Here is a 25,425-nt window from a genome sequence, read left to right as displayed (position 1 = left end):
ACTAATTTTTTATTGTTATAATTTTACGTTCAAGCCCAATGTCAATATTTTTTGAGTTGGGTACGTGGCTAAATCTATTCCTCCTCTAGTGTCCACACTAGTACTAGCTTCAGGATCAAATCCTGAATAGTTAGTAATAGTAAACAAATTAGTTCCCGTAGCGTAAATCTTAAAAGAACTTATTTTTAATTTATTGATTAACTGTTTAGGTAAATAATACCCAAGTGAAATGTTTTTGATACGTAAATAAGAACCGTCTTCAATCCATCTGCTTGTTTGTTGTCTTGGGAATTGTTTACTTCCTGTAAAAGAAGGCACATCGGTATTTTCATTTTGTGTACTCCAGCGATTTAATATTGCTGTGCTGGTGGCATCAGAATCGGATGTAGTAATATCAGTTCTAACTCTGGAAAGATTGTAAATATCATTTCCTTCCACCCCTTGCATAAAAACATTCAAATCAAAGTTTTTATACGTAAAAGAGTTATTCCATCCGTAGGTAAAATCAGGTTGTGCATTTCCTATGTTTACAATATCACTATCGTCAATAATATTGTCGCTGTTTTGATCTACAAATTTTGGCGCACCGGGAAAAGCTCCATATAAAGCAGCTTGTGTAGCTTCAGCTGTTTTCCAAACTCCCGCATATTTAATTCCTCTAAACAAACCTATTGGCTGTCCTACTTCCAGAAAAATGGTATTGTCAAATCCAGGCAGTCCTGCGCCTCCAAGAGGGATTTCTGTAAGACCTTCATTTAGAGCCACTACTTTATTTTTGTTTTTTGCAAAAGTAAATGCTGATTCCCATGTGAAATTATCAGTAACAACTGGTTTAATGCTCAGATACAATTCTATTCCTTTGTTTTCTACTTCACCTACATTTCTTAGTACATTTCCATTACCTCCACCTGCTTGAGGCAAGGGTACATTTAGCAACAAATCCTTTGTGCTTTTCTTGTAATAATCAGCAACAACATCAACTCTTCCATTAAAAAGTTTCAAATCAACCCCAACATTAGATTGTGTGGTTTCCTCCCATTTCAAATTTGGATTAGCTAAGCCTCCTAAAGAAACTCCAGTAGATAAATTCACTCCATTAATTGGATAAGAAGCGCCTGTATTTAAACTGGCGAATGATTGATAAGGAGAAATCGCTTGATTACCCGTAATTCCATAAGTTGCTCTTAACTTCAAGTTGGTGATCACTTTATTATCCTTTAAAAAATCTTCATTGGTTACATTCCAAGCTAAAGCGGCAGAAGGAAAATAACCCCATTTTTTATCTGCTCCAAAAACTGACGAACCATCGGCTCTTGCAGTTAATGTCACTAAATATTTACTTTTGTACCCGTAATTAATTCTACTTAAATAGGATTTTAAAGTTCTTTCATTTCTTGTTGAATAAGGCACTTGAGGATTAGAACCTAGCCCTAAATTATTATATGACACCCCATCTGTTAAAAAACTTCTAGAACCGGACCAATTTTCATTAAATTCCTCTGATTGCTGTTCGAATGCTGCTGTCAAATTCAAATTATGATCGTTAAATTGTTTGGTGTAATTTACCAAATTGGTATTTTGTAGGGTTAAAAATCTATTGTTTAAAATCCCTGCACTTTCAATATCTCCGCCATTGGTTGGTTTAGAATTCAAATACTCATTGTTTTCTCTATCTAACAATCTATATCCTCCACTAACGCTAAATTTCAAACCATCAATAATTTCATAATCAAGACCAATATTGACACTTGTTGTATTAACAAAATTGTCTCTTATTGGTTCTACTGCAAGGGCCAATGGATTGAAATTTGTTGGAGGGCCTGCTCCACCACCTGGCTGAGTATACTTTCCGTTGTCATCATACACCGATTTGGTAGGTGAAAAAATTAGTGAAGAGAACACAGGACTTCCTCCATTTCCCGGATTAAAAGAGTTTAAGGCCGTTGGATGATCTGTTTCTTTTGCCAAAAACAGATTCGTTTTTAATTTTAATTTTTTGGTAATATCTGCATTTAAGTTACTTCTTAAAGAATACCGTTGATAAGACGACCCTTTTATGATCCCTTGATTATCCAAGAGATCTCCTGAAACAAAATAGGTTAAAGCATCACTACCTCCACTAACAGAAATGTTGTGATTTTTTGAAATGGCATTTCTAAATATTTGATCTTGCCAGTCCGTTCCTTTCCCCGAAGCAAAACCTGAAATATCTGAACTAGAAAATACAGGGAATAAACTAAATTCTGCTCGGTTAGCGTTTACAGTGTTCGCATAATCTAATGGATTCATTAGGTCAATTTTATTTCTAACCTGATGTGAACTCATATAAGTACTATAACTAACGGTTGCTTTTTCTTTTTTACCGGTGTTAGTTGTAATAAGAATTACTCCATTAGCTCCTCTTGAACCGTAAATTGCCGTTGCTGAAGCATCTTTTAAAACTTCAACAGATTTAATGTCATTGGGATGCACGGAAGAAAGATCTCCGCCCTGAAAACCATCAATGATTACAAGAGGATTATTTCCTCCATTGATTGAATTTGCACCTCTAATTCGAATAGATGTTGATGAATTTGGTGATGCATCATTGTTTTGAACCGTTACTCCTGAAATACGACCTTGCAAAGCTTGATCTACTCTAGAGATAGGCAATGCCTGTAAATCTTTTGCTTGCACTGAAGCTACTGATCCTGTGATATCGCTCTTTTTTTGAGTACCATATCCTACTACCACGACTTCATTAAGACTTGAAGCATCTTCTTTTAATACTATCGAAAGGAATTTTTGCCCATTAACCGCGATTTCTTTATTAATGTATCCTAAATAAGAAACTATTAAAATCGCATTTTGATCCTCTACAGTTATAGAAAAATTACCGTCAAAATCAGATTGACTTCCATTCTTTTTGCCTTTTTCAACTATATTGGCTCCAGGCAATGACATTCCTTTACTGTCTAAAATAGTTCCTGACACCTTCCATTTTTCTTGTAACGGAGCATTTTTTAGATGTACTCCTTTACCATCCTTTTCAACTATTTTAGCATGCATACTGAACACAGAAGTTAATAGCACGAATGTTAAAATTTTTATTCTAAAATTCTGTTTAGAGAAGTTTAATAATAAAAACCCATTTGTTTCTGTTTTTTTCATAATTAATTTATTTGGTTGTTCTTAGTTAATTTGTTGTTTTTTTAAATTTTTTAAAAAATTTTCATTTCATGTTTGATTCAGTTTTGGATTAATTACAAGTGGTTCTAAAACGTTGCAATTTAGTTTTAGGGTTAAAAATCGAAGGGGAATTAATTCATCTTTATAGGGAGACAAAATCATTTTATTGGCATCAAAAGCCAGTAAAATTAAGGATCCAATAAAAAAAAGCTGTTTTTAAAATTATTTTTGTTTTTTTTCTTCGAAAAAATAGACCTGTCTTAAAACTAAAACAAATTAGAAATGCAACTTTACAAAAACTTCCATTTTAGTCTTTACCAAGTAAGTTTGAAGTATTAAACTAGGAAAGAATTAGTGTCAATTTTCTTTATGAAATGAAAATTGACACTATAATCTGGAATTATAGTAACCTGATAATATGCAAAAAATAGTTGGTGAATTTTAGGTTCCAATTGACACCGAATTTCTATTGGAATTAAAAAGTAAATTATATTATAATCTAAATAATCCTAGACCGCTATAATTTATTAATCGTTTAAATAAGAGGAAGGATTTTTGCCAAAGCGTTCTTTGAAGAGCTTGCTAAAATATTTACGATCCGAATATCCTACCAAATAGGAAACCTCAGCTACTGTATTTCCTTTTTTTAAGAGCAATTGTTTTGCCTTCTTTAATTTATATTCTCGAATATATTCTACAAGTGACATACCTGTTAATACTTTAAGTTTTTTATAAATTACGGAATGGCTCATGCCCAAATGTTTAACCACTACGTTTACAGAAAAATCATTACAATCTATATTTTCCTCAATTAACTTACCTAAATTTTGAAGAAATTCAAGATCCGATTTGTTTTTGGTTAAGTCCCCAATAGAAATAAAATCCTCTGAACGGAATATTTCATGTAATCGTGCCCTATTTTTTAAAATATTTTTAATTCTGGCCCGAAGGAGCGACTCATTAAAGGGTTTTGTAATATAATCATCCGCACCTGTTTCAAAACCTGCCATTTTATGTATGAAAGAAGCTCTGGCGGTTAAAAGTACAACCGGAATATGACTGGTGCTAACATTTGATTTCAAATTATGGGTCAATTCAATTCCATCCATGACAGGCATCATGACATCACTCACAATAAGATCGGGCATTTTCTCTAAGGCAATTTCCAATCCTTCTTTACCATTGGAGGCTTGTAAAACAGTAAACTCATCCGAAAAAAGTTCGACAATATAATTACATATATCTGGATTATCTTCTACAATAAGTAAGGTTTGTTCTTTGGTTACAGAAACGCCAACTGCATCAAGGGCCTGTTCTGTTATTTGTGTTATAGTTTTTTTGACGGTAAAATAATTCTCGATAAGTTCATCATTGGTGTCATTCCCCCCGATTTCATCCTCATTAAAATAAGAATTCCCTTTTTTCAATGTGATTATAAAGGTACTGCCGGAACCTTTTTTACTTTTAACGGCTATTTCTCCATGATGCAGCTTTATAATTTCATTTGAAATCGTTAAGCCCAACCCAAAACCGGCTCCATTGATAGTGTTGGAAGCATTGGCCTGATAGAAACGATTAAAAATTTTCGAAAGATGTTTCTTTGAAATTCCGATTCCTTCATCTACCAATTCTAGTTGTACTTTTTTATCCGTTTCTGTGATAGACAGCTTTATGGAGCCTCCTGTGTTTGTAAATTTTAATGCATTAGAGAATAAGTTATAGAGTACTTTTTCCATCTGGTTTTTATCAAACCACAATTCGATTATCTCGCTTGAGGATTCAAACTCAAATTTGATGTCCTTTTGAAGGGCAAATTCTTTAAACGACAGGTAAACCTCCTTGCTAAATTTGACCCAATCCTCTTGCACCACCTTCAGACTGATTTGTTGATGCTCCAACTTTCTAAAATCCAGAAGTTCATTGACTAGGTTCAGTAAATATTCTCCATTTTTTTTAATAGTACCAAAAGGATTTTGTTGATGAGCCTGAGAAAGGTCATTGGTTTTTAATAATTTATTTATAGAACTCAAAATAAGCGTTACCGGAGTTCTTATTTCATGAGAGATATTCGTGAAAAAATCTTGTTTCAAATTATAAAGTTCGATATCTTTTTCATGTGTGAATTTCTCGAATCTTAAATCCGCTTTCATTTTTTCCCATGAAATAATATATTTTATAAAAACATATAAGATTAGGATAATCAAAAAAGCATAAATCAAAAAAGCCCACCATTCTAACCAAAAAGGTTTTAATATTGTAATCCCTACAGCACTATATTCATCTGCCCAATTATCTCCTAATTCTCTGCTTCGCACTTTAAAAACATATTCACCCGGTGAAAGATTGGTATACGTTGCCGTACCGTCTTTACCTATCGATCGCCAATTTTTATCAAAATTGTCCATTTTTATCTGGTACTCACAATTGGCAGAGGATGGGAACAGCATTGCCGCAAACTCAAAAGTAATAACATCCTGGTCATATTCTAAAGTTACATTTTTAGAAAAAGCAATATCGTTTTTTAATATTTCATCTTCCCCCATTGCAACTTCTTTGTTGAAAAGTTTAAAACTTGTAAATTTTACTTTAGGGGTTATGTTTCGGGCTTTGATTGTTTCGGGATTAAATTGAACGACCCCTTTGGAACAACCAAAATACAACATCCCTTTTTCATCTTTAAAACAGGAATTGATATGATAATCCCCTTTAAGATTTGAAAAGCTGTTAAAGTTTTTTGTTTTATAATCATAATTAAAAATCCCTTGTTTGGTACTAAACCAGATTAATCCCCTGTTGTCTTCAATAATGGCCGTTACAGTCTGATAACGGACATTTTTAAATTTTTCGAAACGATTAATTTTTTTGGTCTTTTTATCCAAAAGATTAATTCCTTCCCCAGCGGTTCCAATCCATAAATTCCCTTTGGTATCTTTTAAAATACTATAAACATAATCACTGCTAATGGAGTTTTGATTGTCCCCTATACTTTTATAAACTTTAAAACGCTTGGTTTTGGTATCCAAAAGATCGACCCCACCACCAAAAGTAGCCAACCACATCAAATCACCGTCTTTTTGGAGCGCTATTACATTGTCACTACTTATAGAAAATGGATCTCCCGGATTCTTTTTATAACTTTTAAATTCTTTGGTGATTACATCAAAATAATTCAGTCCACCTCCCCAAGTAGCAACCCAAATATTATTTTTTTCATCTTCAACAATGTAACGGACATCATTATAACTTAAGGATTTTGGGTTAGCTATATCTTGTTTGAATTGTGTTGAAGCACCCGTTTTATAATTAAAATAAACCAGACCATTTACAAAGGTTCCAATCCAAAGATTCCCATCACGGGCTTCCTTTATATACTGAATATAATTATCTCCTATCGAATTCTTTCGCTCGCTATTATACTGCTTTACTGCTTTTGTCCCTTCTTGTAAAACGGTCAGTCCTTTTCCGTCTAATCCCATAAAGAAAGCATCCTTATTTTTATAGACAGACAATACGGAGATAGGAGCTTCGCCCTTAGCTGTGCTGGGCAAAAAAACATAGTCTGTATTAAAACTTAACACATCAACACCATTCCAGGCTGTCCCTAACCAAATGTTGGCACTATCATCTTCCATGAGATCGTATATGGCATTACTGGAAATTGAGGAGTCTAATTGGGAGTCATTGGTATAGTTAGCGACAATTGGCTTAACACTATTGATATTTGTTATTTTAAAAACCCCGTTACCATCTGTTCCAATCCATAACGCCCCATTTCGATCCCTTTTTATGCACCGTACGATAGTAATTGGTTTATCTATTCCGTATGTTTTTTTTTGAAAGCTTAAACTATTTACATTTAATGTCAGCAATCCTTTTCCGCTCGTACCTATTAGAATTTCATTCTTATTCAAACTACTTATAGAATGAATGTAATCCGGTGAGGTATTGCTTGAAGAATTGATACGTATAAACTCACCCGTTTTAGGCTCAAATTTATTTAAACCGCCTCCAAAAGTCCCTATCCAAAGATTTTTATTACCATCTTCATAAATGCTTCTAACGTCATTATGACTTATTGATTTTTTATTGTTGGCCTGAAACTTATACGTTTTAAATGTTTGTTCTGTTGTATTAAAAAAGGAAAGTCCATTTTTTGTTCCTATCCAGATTGTTCCTTTTGAATCTTCAAAAAGGGTATTCAATTCATTGGAAGGAATAGCGTTATTATCGCTGGAACTGTTTTTATAGGTAACAAATTTATCATTCGAAGGATTGTATAAATTCAAACCGCCTCCCAATGTGGCAATCCAAATTTTCCCTTTATGATCTATCAGCAAATCGGAGATATCATTGGCACTTAAAACACTATTTTGTTTATTGTATGTTTTTATTTTATTACCGTCATACCGATTCAAGCCATTTTCAGTACCTATCCAAACAAAGCCATTTTTTTCCTTTACAATACTTCTGACTCTGTCATTAGACAGTCCATTCGTTTGATTTATTTTATTAAATAGAACTTGCGACTGACCAAAACAAGGAGTAAAAACAGCAGATACTAAAAGGGAAAATAAGGTAAAAAAAGAGTGTTGTAGTTTAGTTTTCAATGTCAAATTTAATTTAAGAAATCCCTAGAAATAAATTATTGAAATGTATTATTTAGAAGAATATACTTTCTGAGAAGTTTGTTCTAATTAACAAATATACACATTTGAATCCTATGTCCGTCTTATTCTGTCAATAATGAATTTCAACCCTACTATTTTAGATAAAATGTCAAAAATACAATTTATCTAAATAAAATCGCAGCTTTTTTAGTCAAAAAAAATCCCAACAACTCTTTCGAGATACTGGGACATTTTGATAGTCTAGGTTATAATTTGATGATTTTATAAAGTTCAATTGTTAATTTGTTTAATCCGATAATCAATGTTTTGATTAAACAATCCTCAATACAAAATAATTTTTCTTTCCACTTTGCAACAATACAAATTGATTGTTGATTAAATCTTTGGCAGAAAGCACAAACTCTTCGGTAACTTTTTCCTTATTTACTGAAATAGAATTTGCAGTCAAAGCACGTCTTGCTTCTCCATTAGATTTCATAAAACCTGTTTTTTCATTCAAAACAGCAACAATATCAATTCCAGTTTCTATTTCGTTTCTGGTAATTTCTGCTTGAGGAACACCTTCAAAAACATCTAAGAAAGTCGCTTCATCCAATTGTTTCAAATCATCTGAAGTAGAATTCCCAAACAAGATATTTGAAGCTTTTATGGCATTTTCTAAATCTTCCGCAGAATGCACCATTACTGTAGTTTCTTCTGCTAAACGTTTTTGCAACAATCGTAAATGTGGTGCTTCTCTATGTTTTTCGGTTAGTACCTCGATTTCCTCTTTCGATAAGAACGTGAAAATTTTAATGTATTTCTCGGCATCAATATCTGAGGTATTCAACCAATATTGGTAAAATTTATAAGGAGAAGTTCGAGCCGAATCCAACCAAATATTTCCACCTTCTGATTTTCCAAATTTTGTTCCATCCGCTTTTGTAATCAACGGACAAGTCAACGCATAAGCTTTTCCCTGTGCTATTCTACGCACTAATTCCGTTCCGGTGGTAATATTTCCCCACTGGTCGCTTCCTCCCATTTGTAGTGTACAATTTTTATTTTTGTACAAATGTAAAAAGTCATATCCTTGAACCAATTGGTACGTAAACTCCGTAAATGACATTCCTTCGGCAGCTTCAGAAGACAAACGTTTCTTAACTGAATCTTTCGACATCATATAATTTACTGTAATGTGCTTTCCAATATCCCGAATGAAATCAAGAAATGAAAAATTCTTCATCCAGTCGTAATTATTCACTAGTTCTGCCGCATTAGCCGCATCCGAAGTGAAATCTAAAAAACGAGCCAATTGCCCTTTTATAGCTTCTTGATTGTGACGCAAAGTCGCTTCGTCAAGTAAATTTCTTTCATTAGATTTTCCTGACGGATCGCCTATCATTCCTGTTGCACCACCCACTAATGCTAATGGTTTGTGTCCAGACAATTGAAAATGTTTCAATAACATCACCCCTACTAAATGTCCAATATGCAATGAATCGGCAGTTGGGTCAATTCCCACATACGCCACACGCATTTGTTCCATCAAATGTTCTTCTGTACCGGGCATAACATCGTGGAGCATTCCTCTCCAAGTCACTTCTTCAATAAAATTCTTCATCTTTTTAATCAATTTGCACAAAGATAGTTTTAATTGCATAATTTGAAAATCTATCTCTATAAAATCGAACAATCTATTATCTTTACCAAATGATATTAGTCACTGGAGGAACCGGTTTAGTAGGTGCACATTTATTACTTCATTTAATTGAATCCGGAAGTATCGGGGGTGAAAAAGTGCGTGCTATTTATCGCGATGCAAAAAGCATCGAAAAGACCAAAAACCTGTTTAGTCTCTACCGAAAATTGGATTTGTTTGATACTATCGAATGGATTCAAGCTGATATCATTGACATTCCTGCTTTAGAAAAAGCTTTCGAGGGAATCGATTCTGTTTATCATTGCGCCGCTATGATTTCATTTGACCCAAAAGATGAAGATTTAATTCGGAAAATCAATATTGAAGGAACGGCAAATATTGTCAATTTTTGCATTGCCAATACTATAAAAAAACTGTGCTTTATCAGTTCAACTGCCGCCCTTGGCGATTTAGCTTCCCACGAAAAAGTGGTTACCGAGGAAACCGAATGGAATCCAGAAAAATCACACAATGATTATGCAATTTCTAAATATGGTGCCGAAATGGAAATTTGGCGTGGCCAGCAAGAGGGACTACAAGTGATCATTTTAAATCCTGGCGTTATTATTGGCCCTGGTTTTTGGGAACAAGGAAGTGGGCAACTTTTTGCAAAAGTTAAAAAAGGATTGTCATTTTACACTTTAGGAAGTACGGGATTTGTTGCTGTACCTGATGTTGTACGCATTGCAACTCAATTAATGGAAAGTGAAATTTATAATGAACGATTTACATTGATTGCAAAAAATATTGTTTTTCGGGATATCTTAAATAGCATTGCTGATTCCCTTCTCACAAAAAGACCAACCATTCATGCAAAACCATTATTTATGAAAATTTGTTGCAAAATGGATTGGATAGCATCGGCTATTTTTATGCAAAAAAGACGATTAACAAGTGCTACAGCTAAAGCATCTTATTCTAAAAATGAGTATTCCAATGAAAAAATCAAAAATGCTTTGAATACTGAGTTTTTAGATATTCATCAATACATTAAAGCAATTTCGATATTGTAGCTAAAGCCTTTTCCTTTGGTGGATTTCTAATGAATCTATCAGCTTGGTTGTTGGCGAAACTGGTTTTACAACAGGCTTTTTCTTCTTATTCTTATTCTTTTTGGCTTCCGCTTTAATTAAAGCAGCTACAACTTCTTTATTTTTAACCAACCTTGTATTTACCTGATCAACCATATTCACATATTCCTCATATTCAGAAGCATAATAGGCATTACTTTTAATAAATTGCACACTGTCAATTTTATACTTTTTATAAATATATTTTTTCGGATTTATTTTAAAAGTATCCAAAGAGGCTGGATTTTGGTATTTAATAGCTTCCAAAAGCGATAAATCATACATAATATTAACCATAACTTCTTTCTCTATAAGACGATTTGGTTCTTTTACCACATCATCCTTACAGCTTATGAGTATGGAAGTAATCGCTAAAAGTGATATTATTTTCTTCATCTTTGCTTTTTATCTGTCAAATAACAATCGTTTTCCAGCACGAATTTCTTTTACTTTGAAAGCTGTATACACTAATTGTCCGTTTACAAAAGTATGTGTTATTCTGGATTTAAAAGTAAATCCTTCAAATGGTGACCATCCACATTTGGCAAGAATATTTTCTTTTTTCACACTCCATGGCAAACCTGAATTTATAATAACCAAATCCGCATAATAGCCTTCTTTTATAAAACCACGCTTTTCAATTTTGAAAATTTTAGCCGGATTATGGCACATTTTTTCAACAATTTTTTCAATACTGATTTTACCTTGATGATGCGCTTCAAACATAGCTACAACTGCATGTTGCACTAACGGCCCACCAGAAGGGGCTTTTAGATACGGTAGTTTCTTTTCTTCCAGTGTATGTGGTGCGTGATCAGTGGCAATAACATCAATTCGATCATCAAGCAATGCTTCCCAAAGTGCTTTACGGTCATTGGCTGTTTTTACTGCCGGATTCCACTTGATTAAATTGCCCTTGGTTGCATAATCATCATTGGTAAACCATAAATGATGAACACAAACTTCGGCAGTGATTTTCTTGTCTTCCAATGGGATTTTATTGGTAAACAAATCCATTTCTTTAGCAGTCGAAAGATGAAATATATGCAAACGGGCACCCGTTTTTTTAGCCAAAGCAATTGCTTTTGAAGAGGAAATATAACAGGCTTCTTCACTTCGAATAAGGTGATGCACCGTTACCGGAACATCTTCTCCAAATTCTTCTTTGTATTTTTCTAAATTATTTTTGATAGTGGTTTCATCTTCGCAATGAACTGCAATAAGCATCGGCGTACTGGAAAATATTTTTTCTAGAGTAGCTTCGTTATCCACCAACATATTTCCGGTTGATGAACCTAAAAATATTTTTATTCCCGCAACATTCTTTGGATTTGTCTTTAGAACTTCTTCTAAATTATCATTTGTAGCACCCATCATAAAAGAATAATTCGCATAGGATTTCTCTGCAGCAATTTTATATTTTTCTTCTAAAATTTCTTGGGTTACCGCGTTGGGTACCGTATTGGGTTGTTCTATGTAAGAAGTAATTCCTCCTGCAACTGCAGCTTTAGATTCAGATTCTATATCGCCTTTATACGTAAGGCCCGGCTCTCTAAAATGAACTTGGTCATCTATAGCACCCGGAATCAGGTAATTCCCCTCGGCATCGATGATTTTACATTGAGAAGATTTAGCACTTATGCTTTCTGCAATTTCAACAATTAAGTCATCTTCAATTAGTACATCGCCTACAAAAATCGTTCCTTCATTTACTATTTTGGCATTCTTAATTAAAATCCTGTTCATCGTATCTTCTGCTTATAATGTGTTGACTAATTTTTTTAATCTAAGTGAAATAACTCCAAAAATAGCTTCTTTAATAATTAAATTACTCATTTTGGATTGTCCTTTTGTTCTGTCCGTAAAAATAATAGGGACCTCAACAATTTGGAATTTTTTACAATAGGTTCTGTATTTCATTTCAATTTGAAATGCATAACCCACAAATTTTATTTTATTTAAATTGATACTTTCAAGTACCTCTCTTTTGTAACATACGAACCCCGCTGTCGCATCATGGATTTCCATTCCTGTAATAAATCGGACATAAACAGAGGCAAAATACGATAGTAAAACACGGCTTAATGGCCAGTTTACCACATTCACACCCGTTACATATCGGGACCCAATTGCTAAATCGGCATCTCCCAGATGACAGGCATTGTACAATTTTTCTAAATCATTTGGGTTGTGCGAAAAATCAGCATCCATTTCGAAAATAAACTTATAGTTCCTTTCCAAAGCCCATTTAAAACCATGTACATAAGCGGTTCCTAACCCCGATTTCTTGGCTCTTTTTTCTAAAAACAGTCTGTCTTTATACTCAGACTGAAGCATAACTACTCGATCCGCAGTTCCATCTGGCGAATTATCATCAATAATAAGAACATGAAAAGGCTTGTGTTGTGAAAGCACGGTTCTAAGAATGCCTTCGATATTTTCAATTTCGTTATAGGTAGGAATTATAACAATACAATCGTTCATATTTTGAGTAATTTCAACGCAAAAGTAAACTTTTTATGCCATTTGATTCATAATAAATTTATAATAAAAAAGAATGATGCAAAAAATTAGTAATTTTGTATCCCTATGATTGAACATGTACTTCATCCAAGAATAACAGAAAATAAAGACTGGGCCACACTTTTATTTGTGTTGTCGTTTGCTATTATTGCTGTTACCAAATCCGTTTTCGAAAATCGTTTTGGTGATTTTGCAAATTTAATTTTTTCAAATAAATATACCAAAATATATAGAGACAGCAGTCATCTTAAAAGTGGCTTTACCGTTTCTCTGTTTTTTGTTCAGGTTATTTCATTTGCATTTTTTATTCAGCTTTCGCTAAGTCAGTTTGGATATGCCACAAAAACAGATTGGATCCTTTATATTCAAATAATCACCTTCCTTATCTTTTTTATTTTATCAAAATATCTGATAGAAAAAATTATTGGTACCGCATTCAATATGGAGGAATTTGTAGAACAATTTAACCTCCAAAAAGTTACTTACAGAACCTATATTGGATTATTTATACTTCCAATCAATATTATTCTGTTCTATTACGATACAATCTCAAGAAATATTCCATTATTTATTATCGCTATAGTATTGATAACAAGTATACTAACATATATTATTTCAATAAAAAACTATCAAAATTTAATATTCGGTAAGTTGTTTTATTTTATTTTATATCTTTGCGCTCTTGAAATAGCCCCTTATTATTTTATGTATTATTGGCTTACAAAAGGGAGCGCGTAGAAAATGTTAAAATATGAAAGTGAAAACAATTTTGGTGTCACAACCCGAACCTAAAGTGGAAAATTCCCCTTACTTTGAGCTTCAACAAAAGCATAAAGTTAAAATTGATTTCAGACCTTTTATTCATGTAGAAGGCGTTAATGCAAAAGAGATTAGACTTCAAAAAATCGATCTTAATCATTATACGGCAATTATTTTGACAAGCAAGAATGCTGTTGATCATTTCTTCAGAGTTGCTGACGAAATGCGTTTTAAAGTTCCTGAAGGATTAAAATATTTTTGCCAGTCTGAAGCAATTGCTTTTTACCTGCAAAAATATGTAGTGTATAGAAAACGTAAAATTTACGTAGGTCCTAAAGATTTTGCTGATTTATCTCCACTGATAAAAAAATACAAAGACGAAAAATTCTTATTACCTGCTTCAGACCAATTAAATGCAGATGCGCCAATAACGCTTAATGCATTGAAAGTGGACTGGACTCCAGCTATTTTTTACAAAACAGTAATGAGTGATTTATCTGATTTAGCAGATGTATATTATGATGTTTTGGCTTTCTTTAGCCCAACAGGTATCAAGTCATTGTTTAAGAACTTTCCTGATTTTGAACAAAACAATACCAGAATTGCAGTTTTTGGAAGTACAACTCAAAAAGAAGCTTTGGATCATGGATTACGAATAGATATTATGGCTCCAACTCCTGGAACACCTTCAATGACTATGGCTTTAGAAAAATATATAGCTGAAGCAAATAAAGGAAAATAGAAAATTACTTTTAGATACAATCAAAAGCCATTCGCAATCCGAATGGCTTTTTTTATGCAACAAAATTGACAATCCCATTATTTCTTATATGTTGATAAATACAAACCATATAAGAAATAGAAGTTCATTTGAGCCTAAAAAAAGCATAGTAATCTTATGTTTTTATTAACATTAATCGTTTTTTCCTTAAATTTGATTTTCAATTCAAACTAAATGTAATAGTTTAGTTTAAAATAACAACTTATGAAAATAAACTCCCTTATAGTAGAAATAGACGGTATCGATAAAGAAATTTTACGTGACCTGATGGAAGATGCCCGAAAACCAATCCTTCAAATCGCAAACAAAATAGGGATTTCAGGAGCTGCCATTCACCAGCGATTGCGAAAACTGGAGCAATCCGGTGTGATTTCTGGGTCCAAGTTCACGGTAAATCATAAGATTTTGGGATATAACACAATGGCCTTTGTTGGAATTTATTTGGACAAAGCTGCCCGAAATCCAGAAGCCGTAAGGGATTTAAAGAAAATTCCCGAAGTACTGGAATGCCATTACACCACAGGAAACTGGTCTATTCTAATCAAAATTATTTGTCGGGACAACGAACATTTAATGCATTTACTCAACACAAAAATCCAGGCTATCGAAGGCGTTTCCAGAACGGAAACCTTTATATCATTAGACCAACAAATTGACCGACAGATTCAATTGTAGTTTTTTGGTTAATCGTCAATTTGATTATTTTGTAAAAAAATCCGTCTCGTTTTTTAAACAAGACGGATTTATATTTTTTAAACGAAAAATTAATTTCTTCTTCCGCCCATATATATCGAAATATAATACAACAAGGTTGCAATAGAACCTAAAGCAGCAACCACGTACGTTCTGGCTGCCCATTTTAGAGAATCTTTCGCACCCGCTTGCTCTTGCTGTGTCAGCATTCTTTTATTTTCTAACCAAGCTAATGCACGATTACTCGCGTCATATTCTACTGGTAAAGTAATAATAGAGAACAAAGTTGTTGCTGCAAAAATCACGATTCCTACCAATAGTAATTGAGGAAAAGTTTTAATCATCAAAATACCAGCCAGTAGAATCCATTGCATATACGTTGAAGCTACGTTGACAATTGGAACCAATTGAGATCGCATGGTCAACCATCGGTATCCTACGGCATGTTGTACCGCATGACCACATTCGTGCGCCGCCACAGCAGCAGCAGCAGCATTTCGTTGATTATAAACCGCCTCGCTTAAATTCACTGTTTTGTCCAAAGGATTATAATGATCCGTTAATTGCCCTGCAACCGAGATTACTCGCACATCCCGAATTCCGTTATCGGCAAGCATTTTCTCGGCAATTTCAGCGCCGGACATTCCGTTTTGTAATTGTAATTTAGAATAATGTTCAAATTTGCTTTTCAGTCTTGAACTAACTAACCAGCTAAATAGCATAATTGCTCCAGCAAGAATCAAATAACTCATTCCCATATTTTTGTTTTTTAATTGTATTATTTAAGTTATAAAAGAATCATCAAAATCTGAACCAATTTTTTACAATGTCAATTTGGCATTCCTAAAATGGAAAGAAAAAAATCCAAATCCCAAAATAATTTTGGAATTTGGATTTTAATATATTACGTAGAGACGCACTGCAGTGCGTCTCTACGGTGCGTCTCTACGGGAATGAATACCTATCCCACCAAATTAATTATTTTCCCCGGAACAATAATCACCTTATTAGGCGTTCTTCCTTCTAATTGTTTGATGGTTCTTTCGTCTTTCATAACGATTTCCTCGATTTGTTCTTTGGTTAAATCCAAAGGTAAAACCATCGTAAAACGCATTTTTCCATTGAAAGAAACTGGATATTCTTTGCTGCTTTCCACCAAATGTTGCGCGTCGAATAGTGGAAAATCGACCGTTGCAATCGAACCCGAATTTCCTAACAACGACCATAATTCCTCAGCAATGTGTGGCGCATAAGGCGAAATCACAATCGCTAATGGTTCCAAAATTGCACGAGAATGACAGTTTTGCGTTGACAATTCATTCACACAAATCATAAACTGAGAAACCGATGTATTAAAAGAGAAACTCTCAATATCTTCTGCCACTTTTTTAATGGTTTTGTGTAATGATTTTAAGTTGTCTTTGATTGGTTTGTCATTGGTAACAATCAAACCATTTTCATCAAAATACAAACGACACAGTTTTTTCAAGAATCCAAAAACTCCCGAAATTCCTGCCGTATTCCAAGGTTTTGCTTGCTCTAACGGACCTAAGAACATTTCGTACAAACGCAACGTATCAGCTCCGTATTCACTACAAATATCATCTGGAGTTACGACATTGTATTTGGATTTCGACATTTTTTCGATTTCGTGGCCTACAATGAATTTACCGTTGTCTTCAGTTATAAAAACAGCATTATTATAATATTCTCTCCAGTTTTTAAACTTTTCAATATCTAATTCATCAGAAGCATTTATAAAAGAAACATCAGTATGTTTTGGGAACCAATTTATCCCATCATACACACTTATTCCACGTTCTGGAAAAAGATTATTTAAAGTATTCAAATAAATATTTTTAGTATTTTCTAATTCCTCTATGTCTCCCTTAACAATTTTATCATATTTGGATTTTGTAATAAAAAAAGACGGCCCCTGCTGAAGTATATCTACTCCTTCATCATAACTAGATTCAATTCCAAAAGAAAATTCATAAACAAACGCACTCATCCCCAAAATCATTCCCTGATTAATCAGTTTTTTGAATGGTTCTTCGGTAGGTGCAAAACCTTTGTCTTTTAGGAATTTATTCCAAAAACGAGAATACAACAAATGTCCGGTTGCGTGTTCGCTTCCGCCAATGTATAAATCTACGCTTTCCCAGTATGCTAAAGCGTCTTTACTGGCAAATTCGTTTTCATTGTGCGCATCCATATAACGCATCCAATACCATGAACTTCCCGCCCAACCTGGCATCGTGTTCAATTCAAGAGGATGAATTGTTTTATTGTCGACTAAATCCGTACTAACTACTGAATTCGTGTCTGTATTCCAAGCCCAAACCAAAGCGTTTCCTAAAGGAGGCAAACCTTCTTCGGTTGGCAAGTATTTCTCTACTTCCGGAAGGATAATTGGCAAATGTTTCGCATCAATCATTTGCGGCAAACCATTCACATAATAAACCGGAAACGGCTCTCCCCAATAACGCTGGCGAGAGAAAACAGCATCACGCAAACGGTAATTCGTTTTTCCTTTTCCTTGGTTTAATTTTTCCAGTTCTTCGATAACTTTCTTAGTGGCTTCTTTGTAATTCAATCCGTTTAGGAAATCAGAATTAGCGATAATCACATTGTCTTTCGAACCGCACGCTGCTTCAGAAATATCGACATTTGCAAAAATATTTTTAATGTCTGACATACCTTGTTGACCTTTGAAGAAATTCGCAAAAGCATAATCTCTTTCATCACCGCAAGGAACCGCCATCACAGCGCCTGTTCCGTAACCTGCCAAAACATAATCCCCAATCCAAACCGGAATCGGCTCTTTGGTAAACGGATGTTCCGCATACGCTCCGGTGAATACTCCCGAAATAGTTTTTACATCGGCCATACGTTCTCTTTCGGAACGTTTTGACGTTTTTTCTATATAGGCTTCCACTTCCGCTTTTTGTTCCGGAGTAGTGATTTGCACTACCAATTCATGTTCTGGCGCCAATGTCATGAACGTAACGCCGAAGATAGTATCAGGTCTTGTCGTGAAAACCGCAATTTTAGCTTCCGAATTTTGAACATTGAATTCTACAGTCGCTCCAACAGATTTTCCAATCCAGTTTCTTTGACTTTCTTTAATGCTTTCACTCCAATCAATATCGTTTAATCCTTGTAACAAACGTTCTGCATAAGCCGAAATTCGCATGCTCCATTGGGTCATTTTCTTGCGCACCACCGTAAAACCGCCACGCTCTGAAACGCCATTTACGATTTCGTCATTTGCCAACACCGTTCCTAATCCCGGACACCAGTTCACCTCAGTCTCGGCTAAATAGGTCAATCTGTATTGCAGCAAAATTCGCTCCTGCTGTTCTTTTGCGAAAGCGTTCCATTCATTTGCTGAAAAAGCTTCAATATTTTCATCGCAAATTGCATTGACGTTCGTATTTCCTACTTTCTCAAAGATGGAAACCAAAGTCGAAATATCTTCGGCTTTATCGCTATTTTTGTTGTACCAAGAATTAAATAATTGGATGAAAATCCATTGCGTATGTTTGTAATAATCCGAATTTGAAGTACGCACTTCTCTGCTCCAATCGAAGGAAAACCCAATTTTATCCAATTGCTTTCTGTAACCCGCAATTTTATTTCCTTCTTTATCCGTTCCTCCGTCAATATTTACCGAAGTGGTATCTTCCGGACGTTGACCCGTTTGAATGGCATATTGTTCCGCAGGCAAACCAAAACTGTCATAACCCATAGGGTGCAACACATTAAAACCTTGGTGTCTTTTATATCTGGAATAAACATCAGAAGCGATGTATCCCAGCGGATGCCCAACGTGTAATCCCGCTCCAGATGGATAAGGAAACATGTCAAGTACGTAATATTTAGGTTTTGTTGCGTTATTTTCGGTTTTAAACGTTGCGTTTTCTAACCAATATTTTTGCCATTTGGCCTCTATTTCGTTCGGATTGTATTTCATTCCTCTTTATATATTGTTTTTTAATGGAGTTATGCTATCGCTAACTCAAGTCATAATAGGTATTTATTTAACCCTTTCAGGGTTTTGAACCCTGAAAGGGTTGCACAAAAATTGAGTGGCAAATTTACGTTTATTGTACATTGTACCAAAGCTATTTCTTTGACAAAGAAAGAAATAAATAATTATTTAAAATTAAGTAAAAATACTTATGTTTGTAAAATAATATCTACGTACTTTAAATGTGTCAAATCTTACAAGATTTTATTTAGAAGGAGTTAGTTTCTTTTCATTATATTTTTTAAAACATACTGATGGAAGAAAATAAAAAATACATCATAGCAGTCAGAATCTGGATTGAAGAAGCTGACGGTCCTTTTTTAGGCATTGGAAAGATATGGTTGCTGGAGAATATCGCAAAAACGGGTTCTATCACTAATGCAGCCAAAGAAATGAAAATGGCGTATCGTCAAGCTTGGCAATTAGTGGAAGAAATGAACAAACGTGCCGAAAAACCACTGGTAGAAAAACTACTTGGTGGCAAAGGTGGTGGTGGCGCCAGATTGACAGAAGCCGGAGAAAGAGCCATTCAGACTTTTTATGCATTAGAAAAGAAAATTCAAGATTTTGCCCGAAAAGAAACATTGAATTTGAAATTTTAAAAAATTTGAACAGCAGTATTCTTTTTAAAACATACTGAAAAAAATACCCTTTATGAAATCAAGATTATATCTGATACTAGTATTATTAAGCTTAAAAAGCTTGGCACAATCCCAAAAAGAAAATTCAAAAACAAGCCAAGACAGCCTCAAAAAAGAAATGCTGAAAGAAGTAGTCGTTACCGCTTCCCGTACTCAAGAAACGTTTTTACGATCTCCTATAAGTATTGAACAATTAAAAGCTGCAGATGCAAAAAACATGGGTTCCCCATCCAGTTTTGATGCGCTCGAAAACTTAAAAGGAGTTCAAATTATCACACCAAGTTTAGGTTTTAAAGTCATCAACACGAGAGGATTTGCCAACACAACCAATGTGCGCTTTGCCCAATTAGTAGACGGCATAGACAACCAAGCGCCACATCTAGGGGCGCCCATCGCCAATGCGCTTGGTGCAAACGACCTTGACATCGATAAAATTGAAGTCATTCCCGGAGCGGCTTCTGCACTATATGGAATGAATGCCATCAATGGACTAGCGAATATTCAAACCAAAAACCCCTTTGAATATTTAGGATTGAGCATTCAGCAGTTAACTGGTGTGAATCATGTTGGACATGTAGACCGCTTCTCTCCACAGCTTTATAACCAGACCAATTTCCGTTATGCTAAAGCAATAAATTCCAGAACTGCTTTTAAAATAAATGGTTCCACAACTGGAGGAACGGATTGGGTTGCAGACAACAGAACCGATTTGACTCCAAATATAAATTCTTCAACCAATTTATATGGAGCTGATAATCCTGCTTTTGATGAAGTAAATGGTTATGGAAACGAATCGGCAAACCGAAGAACGGTAACCCTGAATGGGAAAAAATATATTGTAGCCCGAACGGGATATAGAGAAACCGACATTGCAGATTACAACATCCAAAACTATAAAGGTGATATTGGGTTGTATTTCCGTCCAAAAAAGGGACAGGAATTAGCCATAACGTATAAAGGCGCTTTAATCAATACGGTCTACCAACGTTCGAATCGTTTTAGATTAGAAGATTATACCTTACATCAATATAACATTGATTATCATACCAATATTTTTCAGATACGAACGTATTTAACCCAAGAGAACACTGGAAAATCGTACAACATGCGTTCACTGGCAGAAAACATGGATCGGGCTTTCAAATCGGACGACCAATGGTTTTCGGATTATACAACTGCTTACAAAAATGCAATAACCACTGGAGCTACCGTTGCAGACTCCCATAGAATGGCTAGAGCAGCCTCTGACCAAGGAAGATTTATTCCCGGAACCGATTCCTTTAACAATAAGAAAGACGAGTTAACCAACATCAACAATTGGGATTTTGGTGCCGCTTTGCGCGTAAAATCTTCTTTAGTGCATGCGGAAGGTTTGTTTAATTGGGATAAAGTTTTTGCTGACTTTTTCAAAAAAATCGACACACAACTCTTAAGTGGTTTTGATTATAGAACGTACATCATTGTTCCCGACGGAAATTACTTTGTAAATCCAGTTGATGATGGCAAAAACCTAACCTATGGAAAAACAGGGGGATTTACCCAGTTAAGCAAGGATTTATTTGACAAAAAATTACGTCTGAGTGCAACCGTTCGCGCAGACAAAGCAGATTATTTCGATTTGAAATTTACCCCTCGATTTACTGCTGTATTTTCTCCAAAAGAGGAAATCAACTTTAGAGCTTCTTACCAAAGCGGGTATAGATTCCCGAGTATTTTCGAAGGTTTTTCTAACGTTAACAGCGGTGGTGTAAAACGCGTGGGTGGATTACGCATCATGTCTAATGGAATTTTCGAAAATTCGTACACAAAAGCATCCATAGACAAATTTCAAGCCCAAGTAACCAGCGATATTAATACGCTTGGTCTAACACAGGCACAGGCAATCGACAAAAATAAAGCGATAATCCAGAAAAACCCATATACTTATTTACAACCTGAATTTGTTCGTTCTTTTGAATTTGGATTTAGAGGAGTTACCCTAAATCAGCGTTTGTTTATTGATGCCGATTTTTATTACAACTCCTATGAGAATTTTATCGCACAAGTTGAAGCAAGTATTCCTAACACAACAGATGTTGCACAAATACCAACAGCCCTTTATTCTAAAGCTACACAAAGTCGCTATCGTTTATGGACCAATTCTAAAAGTAAGATTTACAATTATGGTGGTAGTCTAGGATTGAAATACAAATACAGCGATGTGTTTTCATTTTTAGGGAATGTAACCTACACAAAATTAGACCGGACAGATGACAAAGATGGACTGGAAGATGGTTTTAACACGCCTAAATTCATTGTGAATGGAACAGTAATAACAGAACATTTATGGAAAAATCTTGGAGCAAGCCTAACCTATCGCTATCAAAATAAATACGATTATGTTTCCTTTCTTGTCAGTGGCGAAGTCCCTGCCTATTGGTCGATGGATGCGCAAGTAAATTATAATTTCAAAAAACCGGGGGTAATTGCTAAACTGGGAGGAACCAATTTTCTAAACAAAATGTATTATTCTATGTTGGGCGGGCCATCAATTGGAGGATTGTATTATGTATCATTGACTTGGAATGTTGGCAAAATCTAAAAAAAGAGTCATTAAAAGATTGGTTTGCTTTTGAAATTTACATTTATTGTACGAAAGTTAAAACTTTGAACGTTATTAACTTTAAATAAAGAAATTCTTTATTATTTTTACCCCATAATTTAAGTAAACTATGAGTTCTTCCTTTGATAAATTTCAAAAACGCAGGTTAATTTCCTCTTATTTTTCGGTTGTACTAAGTGTATTCTTGGTATTATTCCTATTAGGAATGTTAGGATTTTTCATTATAAATTCTAAAAAACTGGCTGACGATTTCAAGGAAAAAATTGCCATGACGGTGTTTTTCAAAAACGATGCTAATGACAGTATCTTGAAAACTTTTGGAACCGAATTAAAAACAGCTCCTTTTGCAAAATCATACGTTTATGTCACTAAAGAAGCTGCAGCTAAACAACATACTGATATCATAGGTGAGGATTTCATGGAGTTTCTTGGTGAAAATCCTTTGCAAAACTCTTACGACATTCACTTAAAAGCAGATTATGTAATCAAGGATAGTATTGCAAAAATTGAAACTCGCTTACGCAAAAATGCCATGATTTCGGATATTGTTTATGACAAACAATTAGTGAATCTGGTAAATGACAATATCAAAAAAGTGAGTATGTGGATTTTAATAATCAGCGGATTTTTCACCGTTATTGCTGTTTTATTAATCAACAGCTCTTTACGTTTATCCATACATTCGAATCGATTTATCATCAAAACCATGCAAATGGTTGGTGCTACCAAAGCGTTTATCAGAAAACCATTTGTGATGCGAAGCATAAAACTGGGAATGATTGGTGCAGGTTTGGCCGTTTTAGCGTTGATTGGCGTTTTGATTTACGTTCAAACTAATTTTCCTGACCTTGGTATTCTTGACGACAAATTATTGGTTGGCTTAGTTTTATTAGGTGTTTTGGGAATCGGTGTTTTGATTACTTGGCTAAGCACTTATTTTGCAACACAACGCTTTCTGAACTTAAGGACAGACGACCTTTATTAATTTTAGATTGCAGATTTAAAAAACAGCATTATAATTCAGCACTTTTAGATGCTGAAATAAATTCAGCATAAATGAAAAACGAAGAACAAAAACAAGAATTTCTTTTTGATAAAATAAATTATAAAATTCTATTGATTGGGATTGGAGTAATTGCTTTAGGATTTATTCTAATGTCAGGCGGCGGAAGTAATGATCCAAAAGTATTTAGTGAAGCAATATTTGATTTCAGAAGAATTCGTTTGGCTCCAACAACTGTTTTAATCGGTTTTGGAATCACTGTTTATGCTATTCTTAAAAATCCAAAAAAAGCATAAATGAATACATTACAAGCTATTATTCTTGCCATTATTGAAGGAATTACTGAATTTTTACCTGTTTCTTCAACTGGACATATGATTATCGCATCTTCTTTTTTTGGAATTGCACATGATGATTTTACAAAACTTTTTACGATTGTCATTCAATTGGGAGCTATTCTTTCGGTTGTAGTTTTATATTTTAAACGATTCTTTCAATCCTTTGATTTTTATTTCAAACTGCTTGTTGCTTTTATTCCTGCAGTAGTTTTCGGATTGCTTTTCAGCAAAAAAATAGATGCTTTGCTAGAAAGTCCGGTTACTGTTGCCGTTTCTCTTTTGATAGGAGGAATCATTTTACTAAAAGTAGATGATTGGTTTGCAGTCCCAGAAGTTGGTTCTCCAGTCAGTAAAGAAATCACCTATCTTCAAGCGTTTAAGATTGGTTTGTTCCAGTGCCTTGCCATGATTCCCGGTGTTTCACGGAGTGGTGCCAGTATTGTAGGCGGAATGTCTCAGAAATTGTCTCGAACTACCGCAGCAGAATTCTCCTTTTTTCTTGCCGTTCCCACCATGTTGGGCGCAACGGCAAAAAAATGTTATGATTATTACAAAGACGGATATGTATTGACGCACGATCAAATTAACTTTCTTATCATTGGTAATGTGGTGGCATTTATTGTGGCACTTTTAGCCATAAAATCATTCATCGGTTTTTTAAGCCGAAAAGGATTTAAACTATTTGGTTATTACCGAATTATAGCTGGAATCGTATTATTGATAATCCACTTTTTTATTCATCCCTTGACCATTATTTAATGACAACCGAAGATTTTTTAGAAGGACAAATCATACTCATTGACAAACCTTTGCATTGGACTTCCTTTCAGGCAGTGAACAAATTAAAATGGGCTTTGATTACTAAACTAGGGCTTCCAAAAAAGTTCAAGATTGGACATGCCGGAACTTTAGATCCTTTGGCGACCGGATTACTTTTAGTTTGCACCGGAAAATTCACCAAAAGAATTACGGAACTTCAGGGTCAAGCCAAAGAATATACCGGAACTTTTTATATTGGTGCAACTACGCCTTCGTATGATTTAGAAACTGAAATTGACCAGACATTTCCAACTGAACATATTAATGAGGTTTTAATTCGGGAAACCATAAAACAATTTCTAGGCGAAATCGACCAAAAACCACCCATTTACTCTGCTATAAAAAAAGATGGCGTACGCTTGTACGAGCATGCCAGAGCAGGAGAAACAGTAGAAATTGCAACTAGAAAAACAACTATACACGAATTTGAAATTACCAGAATTGCATTTCCTGAAGTCGATTTCAGAGTAGTTTGCAGCAAAGGAACTTACATTCGCTCGCTGGCTTTTGATTTTGGAAAAGCTATGAATTCAGGCTCGCATTTAACCGCTTTACGCCGAACAAAAATTGGTGATTATAATGTAACTGATGGAATGGATGCAGAAGCATTTGAACAAAGTCTAGTTCCTCGATTGTAATCAAAAAAGCAAAAACACATGACAAATTCAAAAAATGAACTTGCGATG

18 protein-coding genes are annotated in these 25,425 nt (G+C 34.5%); 10 read left to right on the top strand and 8 right to left on the bottom strand.

The window, feature by feature from the left end:
* Positions 1-15 precede the first annotated feature (15 nt).
* The 3 genes from ACNQGG_RS07500 to tyrS form a co-directional block, all read right to left on the bottom strand.
* Positions 16-3,150, bottom strand: a complete 3,135-nt coding sequence (locus ACNQGG_RS07500) for a SusC/RagA family TonB-linked outer membrane protein (protein ID WP_417962675.1) — start codon at positions 3,148-3,150, stop codon at positions 16-18.
* Positions 3,151-3,695: 545 nt separating this feature from the next.
* Positions 3,696-7,775, bottom strand: a complete 4,080-nt coding sequence (locus ACNQGG_RS07495; protein ID WP_417962672.1) for a hybrid sensor histidine kinase/response regulator transcription factor — start codon at positions 7,773-7,775, stop codon at positions 3,696-3,698.
* Positions 7,776-8,106: 331 nt separating this feature from the next.
* Positions 8,107-9,399, bottom strand: a complete 1,293-nt coding sequence (gene tyrS / locus ACNQGG_RS07490; RefSeq protein WP_417962670.1) for a tyrosine--tRNA ligase — start codon at positions 9,397-9,399, stop codon at positions 8,107-8,109.
* 89 nt (positions 9,400-9,488) lie between these two features.
* On the opposite strand from tyrS, the gene ACNQGG_RS07485 reads away from it, so the two are divergent.
* The gene (locus ACNQGG_RS07485; RefSeq protein ID WP_417962668.1) at positions 9,489-10,490 is read left to right on the top strand and encodes an NAD-dependent epimerase/dehydratase family protein; all 1,002 of its coding nucleotides are present in this window, start codon (positions 9,489-9,491) and stop codon (positions 10,488-10,490) included.
* Here ACNQGG_RS07485 and ACNQGG_RS07480 read toward each other — a convergent pair whose 3' ends face one another.
* Genes ACNQGG_RS07480 through ACNQGG_RS07470 form a run of 3 tightly spaced genes read right to left on the bottom strand, consistent with a single transcriptional unit; the run spans position 10,491 to position 13,031 of the window.
* Positions 10,491-10,943 (bottom strand): DUF4296 domain-containing protein, encoded by a 453-nt coding sequence (locus tag ACNQGG_RS07480; protein WP_417962666.1) that lies wholly within the window; start codon positions 10,941-10,943, stop codon positions 10,491-10,493.
* 9 nt (positions 10,944-10,952) lie between these two features.
* Positions 10,953-12,293 carry a dihydroorotase gene (locus tag ACNQGG_RS07475; protein WP_417962664.1) on the bottom strand — a complete coding sequence of 447 codons (1,341 nt, stop codon included), beginning with the start codon at positions 12,291-12,293 and terminating at the stop codon, positions 10,953-10,955.
* 12 nt (positions 12,294-12,305) lie between these two features.
* Complete coding sequence (locus ACNQGG_RS07470; protein WP_417962662.1) at positions 12,306-13,031, bottom strand: polyprenol monophosphomannose synthase; 726 nt, start codon at positions 13,029-13,031, stop codon at positions 12,306-12,308.
* A 105-nt stretch (positions 13,032-13,136) separates the two neighbouring features.
* Between ACNQGG_RS07470 and ACNQGG_RS07465 the strand changes: the two genes are divergently transcribed.
* From ACNQGG_RS07465 to ACNQGG_RS07455, 3 genes are all read left to right on the top strand, one after another.
* A complete protein-coding gene (locus ACNQGG_RS07465) occupies positions 13,137-13,808 on the top strand; it encodes a DUF4271 domain-containing protein (RefSeq protein ID WP_417962660.1) in 672 nt (223 codons plus the stop codon).
* A 13-nt stretch (positions 13,809-13,821) separates the two neighbouring features.
* Complete coding sequence (locus ACNQGG_RS07460; protein WP_417962658.1) at positions 13,822-14,571, top strand: uroporphyrinogen-III synthase; 750 nt, start codon at positions 13,822-13,824, stop codon at positions 14,569-14,571.
* A gap of 243 nt (positions 14,572-14,814) precedes the next feature.
* Positions 14,815-15,285: an Lrp/AsnC ligand binding domain-containing protein gene (locus ACNQGG_RS07455; RefSeq protein ID WP_143387568.1), complete on the top strand. Its 471-nt coding sequence runs from the start codon at positions 14,815-14,817 to the stop codon at positions 15,283-15,285.
* Between the two features lie 89 nt (positions 15,286-15,374).
* Here ACNQGG_RS07455 and ACNQGG_RS07450 read toward each other — a convergent pair whose 3' ends face one another.
* Complete coding sequence (locus ACNQGG_RS07450) at positions 15,375-16,061, bottom strand: zinc metallopeptidase (protein ID WP_417962656.1); 687 nt, start codon at positions 16,059-16,061, stop codon at positions 15,375-15,377.
* A gap of 203 nt (positions 16,062-16,264) precedes the next feature.
* Positions 16,265-19,279 carry a leucine--tRNA ligase gene (locus ACNQGG_RS07445; RefSeq protein WP_417962654.1) on the bottom strand — a complete coding sequence of 1,005 codons (3,015 nt, stop codon included), beginning with the start codon at positions 19,277-19,279 and terminating at the stop codon, positions 16,265-16,267.
* Between the two features lie 311 nt (positions 19,280-19,590).
* Here ACNQGG_RS07445 and ACNQGG_RS07440 point away from each other — a divergent pair, with 311 nt between their 5' ends.
* The 6 genes from ACNQGG_RS07440 (at position 19,591) to truB (ending at position 25,377) form a co-directional block, all read left to right on the top strand.
* Positions 19,591-19,938, top strand: coding sequence for a winged helix-turn-helix domain-containing protein (locus ACNQGG_RS07440; protein ID WP_416856139.1), 348 nt, complete (start codon positions 19,591-19,593; stop codon positions 19,936-19,938).
* A gap of 52 nt (positions 19,939-19,990) precedes the next feature.
* Positions 19,991-22,558 (top strand): TonB-dependent receptor, encoded by a 2,568-nt coding sequence (locus tag ACNQGG_RS07435; RefSeq protein WP_417962652.1) that lies wholly within the window; start codon positions 19,991-19,993, stop codon positions 22,556-22,558.
* Positions 22,559-22,688: 130 nt separating this feature from the next.
* Positions 22,689-23,564, top strand: a complete 876-nt coding sequence (locus tag ACNQGG_RS07430) for a cell division protein FtsX (RefSeq protein WP_417962650.1) — start codon at positions 22,689-22,691, stop codon at positions 23,562-23,564.
* A gap of 71 nt (positions 23,565-23,635) precedes the next feature.
* Entirely contained in the window at positions 23,636-23,878 is a 243-nt protein-coding gene (locus tag ACNQGG_RS07425) for a DUF3098 domain-containing protein (protein ID WP_039108616.1), read from the top strand.
* The gene (locus ACNQGG_RS07420) at positions 23,879-24,679 is read left to right on the top strand and encodes an undecaprenyl-diphosphate phosphatase (protein ID WP_417962648.1); all 801 of its coding nucleotides are present in this window, start codon (positions 23,879-23,881) and stop codon (positions 24,677-24,679) included.
* Positions 24,679-25,377: a tRNA pseudouridine(55) synthase TruB gene (gene truB, locus ACNQGG_RS07415; RefSeq protein WP_417962646.1), complete on the top strand. Its 699-nt coding sequence runs from the start codon at positions 24,679-24,681 to the stop codon at positions 25,375-25,377. The genes ACNQGG_RS07420 and truB overlap by 1 nt, the downstream gene beginning before the upstream one ends.
* The last annotated feature ends 48 nt before the right edge of the window (positions 25,378-25,425 follow it).

The sequence above is a fragment of the Flavobacterium esculini genome (assembly GCF_048284325.1).
In the GTDB taxonomy this organism is placed as follows: domain Bacteria; phylum Bacteroidota; class Bacteroidia; order Flavobacteriales; family Flavobacteriaceae; genus Flavobacterium.
This window is presented reverse-complemented; position numbering and strand designations above follow the sequence as displayed.